This window comes from Pseudomonas sp. K5002 (genome assembly GCF_013386655.1).
Classification (GTDB): Bacteria; Pseudomonadota; Gammaproteobacteria; order Pseudomonadales; family Pseudomonadaceae; genus Aquipseudomonas.
This window is the reverse complement of sequence record NZ_JACARK010000316.1, coordinates 1-7,003: the sequence shown is the minus strand read 5'-3', so window position 1 is coordinate 7,003 and position 7,003 is coordinate 1. Positions and strand designations below refer to the sequence as shown.

The window sequence follows — 7,003 nt, the reverse complement described above, 5'->3', positions numbered from 1 at the left end:
CAGGCCCAGCAGCCCGGCAACGCCATAGGCGCCGCGCCCGGGTGTCGATCCGGAAGCGCGGGCGAGCTGGGGATAAATCAGCGCGACTACCAGGCCGATGACGGCGAAGGTCAGGACTCGCGAAACCAACGGCCAGTATTCCAGACCGGTATCCCACACCGCCCAGATCGCAGTCAGCACCAATGCCACGGCGTACAGCCATGCTCCCTGAGGCCGGCGCTTGGCGATCAGCACACCAGAGACCAGCATCGCCAGGCCCATCAGCAGGAAATACCAACTGCCGCCCAGCACTACGAGGTAACCGCCACCGCCTGCCAAACCCAGGCCGATCAAGGCGATCAGCAGGCCCAGCCCAACCAGCAACCATCTGCTGCCGGTAGCAGCTCCAAAGTTATTCATCGCGCAAACGTCCTTCCTGTATACCTAACGCAAAATAATGTACCAAACAGTTACTTTTCACAATCAGGCACAAAATAATGTGTTCGATCAGCGGCGAAAATAAATTCCCGGCGGGGCGGGCAGTATCGCCAGGACCGAGCCTGTAACATGCTCGCCCACTGATGCCCGCGCCGGAGAACACCTTGTCCGCCTCTCACCCTCCCGTCCTCGATGAAATCGATCGCCAGTTGATCGCCGCCTTGCAGATCAACGCGCGCGAAAGCGTAGCCATGCTTGCCCGGCAACTGGGCATCGCGCGCACCACCGTCACCTCACGCCTGGCGCGCCTGGAAAAAACCCAGGTGATTACCGGCTATGGCGTGCGCCTCAGCCAGCGGGTGGTGGATGGTGGTTTGCAGGCCTACGTGGGGATCACCGTGCAACCGCGCTCCGGCAAGGAAGTGCTGCGCCGGATCAGTGCCATGGCGCAGGTTCAGCAGTTATGTGCGGTAAGCGGCGAGTTCGATTACGTGGCCTGGCTGCGCACCGATTCGCCGGAACAGCTGGATCAACTGCTGGACCAGATCGGCAGCGTCGACGGCGTGGAGAAGACCACCACCTCGATCATCCTCAGTAACAAACTGGATCGCGGCCAACCAATCTGACCAGCAAGCTCGTCACTCTGACTAAAAACAATTCAATCCGACGACACATTGCGTCTTATTAACGAACGCTACGCTCCCTAGAATGGCTGCCATCTTTTCCTATACTCAGCGGGTCGCGCCCCGCCGAGCCGCCAGCAAGGTCAGCCATGAGCATTCCTTCCAGCACCATCAGCAAGCCCAACCGCCACCCCGCCACCGGTAAAAAGCCGATCACTATCTTTGGCCCGGACTTCCCGTTCGCCTTTGATGACTGGATCGAGCATCCGGCGGGCCTGGGCAGCATTCCGGCGGCCAACCACGGCGCCGAAGTGGCGATCGTCGGCGCCGGGATTGCCGGGCTGGTAGCCGCCTATGAGTTGATGAAGCTGGGCCTTAAACCCGTGGTTTATGAAGCCTCGAAAATGGGTGGCCGCCTGCGCTCCCAGGCGTTTGAAGGCGCCGAAGGCATCATTGCGGAACTGGGTGGCATGCGTTTCCCGGTGTCCTCCACCGCGTTCTACCACTACGTCGACAAGCTCGGGCTGGAGACCAAACCCTTCCCCAACCCGCTGACGCCGGCTTCCGGCAGCACGGTCATCGACCTCGAAGGCCAGACGCACTACGCACAGAAACTCGCTGACCTTCCTGCACTGTTCCAGGAAGTGGCTGACGCCTGGGCCGACGCCCTGGAAGCCGGCTCGCAGTTCGCCAATATCCAGCAAGCCATCCGCGACCGTGACGTACCGCGCCTGAAAGAGCTGTGGAATACGCTGGTTCCGTTGTGGGACGACCGCACCTTCTACGACTTCGTGGCGACCTCCAAAGCGTTCGCCAAGTTGTCCTTTCATCACCGCGAAGTGTTCGGCCAGGTCGGCTTTGGCACCGGCGGCTGGGACTCGGACTTCCCCAACTCGATGCTGGAAATCTTCCGCGTGGTGATGACCAACTGCGACGATCACCAGCATCTGGTGGTCGGCGGCGTCGCCCAAGTGCCCATGGGCATCTGGCGCCATGTGCCGGAGCGTTGCGCCCACTGGCCCGAAGGCACCAGCCTCAGTTCCCTGCACAACGGTGCGCCACGGGCCGGGGTCAAGCGCATTGCCCACGCGCCGGACGGCCGTTTCGCCGTCACCGACAACTACGGTGACACCCGCGAATACGCCGCCGTGCTGACCACCTGCCAGAGCTGGCTGCTGACCACCCAGATCGAGTGCGACGAAACCCTGTTCTCGCAAAAGATGTGGATGGCCCTGGACCGCACCCGCTACATGCAGTCGTCGAAGACCTTCGTGATGGTCGACCGGCCATTCTGGAAGGACAAGGATCCGGAAACCGGCCGCGACCTGATGAGCATGACGCTGACGGACCGCCTGACCCGCGGCACCTATCTGTTCGACAACGGTGACGACAAGCCGGGGGTGATTTGCCTGTCCTACTCCTGGATGAGCGATGCGCTGAAAATGCTTCCGCAACCCATCGAGAAACGCGTGAAACTGGCTCTGGATGCGCTGAAGAAGATCTACCCGAAAGTCGACATCGCGGCGCGGATCATCGGCGATCCGATCACCGTGTCATGGGAAGCAGACCCGCATTTCCTCGGCGCTTTCAAAGGCGCACTTCCCGGTCACTATCGCTACAACCAACGGATGTACGCGCACTTCATGCAAAAGGACATGCCGGCGGAGCAACGCGGTATTTTCATCGCCGGTGACGACGTGTCCTGGACGCCTGCGTGGGTCGAAGGTGCCGTGCAAACCTCGCTGAACGCGGTGTGGGGCATCATGACTCACTTCGGTGGCAGCACTCACCCGCAGAACCCGGGGCCGGGGGATGTATTCGATGAGATCGGGCCAATCGCGCTGCCCGAGTAAGGAGTTGCCCATGCGTGTCGCCCTGTATCAATGCCCGCCTCTGCCGCTGGACGTGGCCGGCAATCTCAAGCGCCTGCATCAGTTGGCGCAGGAGGCCACCGACGCCGACTTGCTGGTACTGCCGGAGATGTTTCTCACCGGCTACAACATCGGCGTGGAAGCGGTCGGCGCCTTGGCTGAAACCCAGGACGGCCCCGCTGCCCAATCCATCGCCGCGCTGGCGAAAAACTCGGGCGTGGCGATCCTCTATGGCTATCCGGAACGCAGTGCAGACGGGCAGATCTACAACGCCGTGCAGCTGATCGACGCCAACGGCCAACGCCTGTGCAACTACCGCAAGACCCACCTGTTTGGCGACCTCGACAACTCGATGTTCAGCGCCGGGGACGATGATTTTCCGCTGGTGGAATTGAACGGCTGGAGGCTGGGTTTCCTGATTTGCTATGACCTGGAATTCCCGGAGAACACCCGGCGCCTGGCGCTGGCCGGGGCGGAGTTGATCCTGGTACCGACGGCCAATATGGTGCCCTTCGATTTCGTCGCCGATGTGACCGTGCGGGCGCGGGCGTTTGAAAACCAGTGTTATGTGGCCTACGCCAATTACTGCGGGCAGGAAGGCGAGATCCAGTATTGCGGGCAAAGCAGCATCGCCGCGCCGGATGGCCAGCGGATTGCCCAGGCCGGTCTGGATGAAGCGCTGATCGTGGGCACACTCGATCGGCAGTTGATGGTCGACTCACGCGCGGCCAATCGCTACCTGCTGGACCGGCGTCCCGAGCTTTATGGTGCGTTGCACAAGCACTGATCCGGCAGGTTTGCGCTAGCATAGGCACTTCCTACGTTTCGGAAGTGCTCATGCCTGCGCCGGCCCACCCTCATCACCTTCAATTGACCCTGGCCAGCGGCCTGCGGGTTTCCTTGCATCATGCGCCGCGCTTGAAGCGCGCCGCGGCTGCCTTGCGCGTTGCAGCGGGCAGCCACGATGTGCCCCTGGCGTGGCCGGGACTGGCGCATTTTCTTGAGCATTTATTGTTCCTGGGCACCGGGCGTTTTCCCGCAAGCGACGGGCTGATGGCCTACGTCCAGCGCCAGGGTGGACAGGTGAATGCCAGCACCCGCGAGCGCACTACCGACTTTTTCTTTGAGGTGCCTGTTACGGCATTTGAAGCCGCACTGGAGCGCCTGGGGGACATGCTCGCCCATCCGCGCCTGGCCCTGGAAGACCAGTTGCGTGAGCGCGAAGTATTGCAGGCGGAGTTTATTGCCTGGTCGCAAGATGCCACGGCGCAACAGCAACAAGCGTTGCTGGGAGGTGTTGCGGCGGGTCATCCGTTGCGCGCGTTTCATGCGGGCAACCGGGATAGCTTGCCGGTAGAGCGTGAGGATTTTCAGCAGGCCTTGCGGGATTTTTATGAAGGTTTCTATCATTCCGGGCAGATGACCTTGAGCCTTGCGGGCCCTCAGTCGCTGGTGGAGCTGGAGGCATTGGCGCATCAGTTTGGCGCTGCGCTGAAGACTGCACCTCTGCGGCGACAGACGCCGGCGCCAGCGTTGCTGGCCGGCAATCAACGTACTTATCAACACACCGATGAACACCACTGGCATCAGGTGGTTGTGAGCGAGGCTTCCCCTGAGGCGCTGGATTTCCTTTGCCTGTGGCTGAACACTTCGGCGCCCGGCGGGTTGCTCGCCGAGTTGCAGTCGCGGCAGTTAGTCAGCGCCATTAACGCAACGGCGCTGTATCAATTTGCCGGACAGGCGTTGCTGGATATCAAGTTCACCCTGGACACTCAGGGTGCGCAGCAGACGACACTGATCCAAGAACTGCTGCACGACTGGCTGAGCTTTTTCGCACACAGTGACTGGGCGCCCCTGCGGGAAGAGTACGCCTTGCTGCTTGCTCGCAAACAACAGGTCAGTGGTGCCCTGGCATTGGCCCGGCAGGCCAACGAACTCGTCCTGTCCGAGCAAAGCGCCAGCTCCCTCAAGACCCTGCTGGACTCGCTGCAATTGCCGCCGTCCCGAAACGCCTGGCAACTGCCGCCCACCAATCCGTTCCTGCAGCCGGCAGCCAGGGAAGAGCGCCCGGGGCTGATTCGCGGGCAAACCAGCGCCCATCGCGGCCTGCGCACGTTCGCCCAGGATCGCTCCCGTGGGCGGAAGGATCTTTCGGCGCTGACCTTCAGCCAGGCCTTGCCAGGTGACACAGATGAAGGTGCGCTCTACCTGCGCTGGCATCTGGATTCGCCGCTGGATGCAGAGCTTTTCCCACGGCTGCGTGAGAACGCCAGCCAGGCTGGCGTTCAGTTGTCTTTCGAGACAATCGGCGGTCACTGGCAGCTGAAGATGCTAGGGCTGCACGAACCCATGCCCGCGATATTGGAGGAAGTGGCACGCGAGCTGACCCGGCTCGACGAAAATGCCGGAGCGTCATCCTCCCCGGCGCCGGCAATGGCGATCCGGCAGTTACTCAAGGCATTGCCCGGGTATTGCGCCGACATCCAAGCTGCACAGCAGATTGCAGGCCAAGACCGATGGTCAACCGCTCGTTGGCAGGGGCTCGCAGTGGGGCTGCCCGCCGCCTGCGAGACGGCGATAAAACGTGCAGCCGGGAAACTGCCCGGCCAACCCCAAGCGGCTATCAGCGAACTGCCGTCAATCAGCAGCCAGCATCGTTGGCACGAAGTCAGGACCGATTCCAGCGACGCCGGGTTGCTGCTGTTCTGCCCGACAGCCACACGCTCCCTGGCGGACGAAGCTTGCTGGCGCCTCCTCGCACATCTGGTGCAAGCGCCGTTCTACCAGCAACTGCGTGTTGAGCTTCAATTGGGCTACGCGGTGTTCAGCGGCATCCGACAGTACAACGGGCAAACCGGCCTGCTGTTTGGGGTGCAATCCCCAAGCGCGTCTCTTGCGCAAATACTTGATCACCTGCAGGCGTTCCTGAAGCAACTGCCCGCGCTGATCAACGCCAGCGAGCTGTCGAACGATCTGGCCCGGCAATTTTCCCTCGACGCCCTACCCACTTCCCAAGCCGCTGAACTGCTCTGGCACGCGCACTTGGCAGGCCACCCGTCGGATTACATCCAGCAGCTGCAAGATTTCATCCAGACCCGCACCCGTGAGGATTTAATGGTAGCTGCACAGCAACTCGATGCTGCTGCAGGCGGATGGTGCTGTGTGGCCAATGGCGCTTGTGCCGCCGGCTCCTGGCAACGATCTGGCTGATCATTGCCGCTTCGGTAAAAGGCTTTTTCCCGCAGGACAGCGCTATCTTCAAAAGAAGTACGTAACATTCACATGCACACATCTGAACATCTCCGCTTGGAGGTGGACTATATGTATTACTTGGTAGTAAACGTCCCTTCCCTTCGTAGGAGTAAGAACATGACCTGGTCCAAACCTGCTTACACTGATCTGCGTATCGGCTTTGAAGTCACCATGTACTTTGCCAGCCGCTGATTGGCTTTGTATCGCAATGCAACGCCTCGGCTAGCCCGGGGCGTTTTTATTTTTGAGTTGTGTGTAATGGAGCGGCCATGTTTGTCCAGATTCTAGGTTCCGCCGCCGGCGGTGGTTTCCCGCAATGGAACTGCAACTGCGTGAACTGTGCAGGTTTTCGCGACGGCAGCCTGCGGGCCGAGGCGCGTACCCAGTCGTCCATCGCGATTTCCGATGACGGCGTGAACTGGGTGCTGTGCAACGCCTCGCCAGATATCCGCGCCCAGCTTCAAGGCTTCGCCCCGATGCAACCGGGCCGCGCGCTGCGGGATACCGGCATCAGCGCGATCATCCTGATGGACAGCCAGATCGACCACACCACCGGCCTGCTCAGCCTGCGCGAAGGCTGCCCGCACCAGGTGTGGTGCACCGACATGGTCCATGAAGACCTGAGCACCGGCTTCCCGCTGTTCACCATGCTGACCCACTGGAACGGCGGCCTGGCCTGGAACCGCATCGAGCTGGACGCCAGCTTCACGATCCCCGCCTGCCCCAACCTGCGCTTCACACCATTGCCCCTGCGCAGCGCGGCACCGCCCTACTCGCCTCACCGATTCGACCCACACCCGGGCGACAACATCGGCCTGATCGTCGAAGACCTGCGCACCG

At 61.5% G+C, this 7,003-nt stretch carries 6 protein-coding genes and 1 pseudogene; 6 read left to right on the top strand and 1 reads right to left on the bottom strand.

The features are described 5' to 3' along the window. Window positions 1–399: pseudogene (locus tag HX846_RS15880) on the bottom strand (membrane-bound PQQ-dependent dehydrogenase, glucose/quinate/shikimate family); the annotation flags it as partial. Between the two features lie 161 nt (window positions 400–560). Between HX846_RS15880 and HX846_RS15875 the strand changes: the two are divergent. From HX846_RS15875 to HX846_RS15850, 6 genes are all read left to right on the top strand, one after another. Then, complete coding sequence (locus HX846_RS15875) at window positions 561–1,043, top strand: Lrp/AsnC family transcriptional regulator (RefSeq protein WP_102604402.1); 483 nt, start codon at window positions 561–563, stop codon at window positions 1,041–1,043. 167 nt (window positions 1,044–1,210) lie between these two features. Then, a complete protein-coding gene (locus tag HX846_RS15870; RefSeq protein WP_178965687.1) occupies window positions 1,211–2,893 on the top strand; it encodes an NAD(P)/FAD-dependent oxidoreductase in 1,683 nt (560 codons plus the stop codon). A 10-nt stretch (window positions 2,894–2,903) separates the two neighbouring features. Next, the gene (locus tag HX846_RS15865) at window positions 2,904–3,698 is read left to right on the top strand and encodes a carbon-nitrogen hydrolase family protein (RefSeq protein WP_178965686.1); all 795 of its coding nucleotides are present in this window, start codon (window positions 2,904–2,906) and stop codon (window positions 3,696–3,698) included. Window positions 3,699–3,748: 50 nt separating this feature from the next. Next, a complete protein-coding gene (gene pqqF, locus HX846_RS15860) occupies window positions 3,749–6,121 on the top strand; it encodes a pyrroloquinoline quinone biosynthesis protein PqqF (protein ID WP_178965685.1) in 2,373 nt (790 codons plus the stop codon). 159 nt (window positions 6,122–6,280) lie between these two features. Further along, window positions 6,281–6,355, top strand: coding sequence for a pyrroloquinoline quinone precursor peptide PqqA (gene pqqA / locus HX846_RS15855; RefSeq protein WP_003194766.1), 75 nt, complete (start codon window positions 6,281–6,283; stop codon window positions 6,353–6,355). 77 nt (window positions 6,356–6,432) lie between these two features. After that, window positions 6,433–7,003 (top strand): pyrroloquinoline quinone biosynthesis protein PqqB (locus HX846_RS15850; RefSeq protein ID WP_178965684.1); only part of this gene is annotated, 571 nt, incomplete at its 3' end.

Excerpts from the sequence above, each read along its gene's own strand:
- HX846_RS15875 (WP_102604402.1), top strand. The coding sequence starts at position 561 with ATGCCCGCGCCGGAGAACACCTTGTCCGCCTCTCACCCTCCCGTCCTC.
- HX846_RS15865 (WP_178965686.1), top strand. The coding sequence starts at position 2,904 with ATGCGTGTCGCCCTGTATCAATGCCCGCCTCTGCCGCTGGACGTGGCC.
- pqqF (WP_178965685.1), top strand. The coding sequence starts at position 3,749 with ATGCCTGCGCCGGCCCACCCTCATCACCTTCAATTGACCCTGGCCAGC.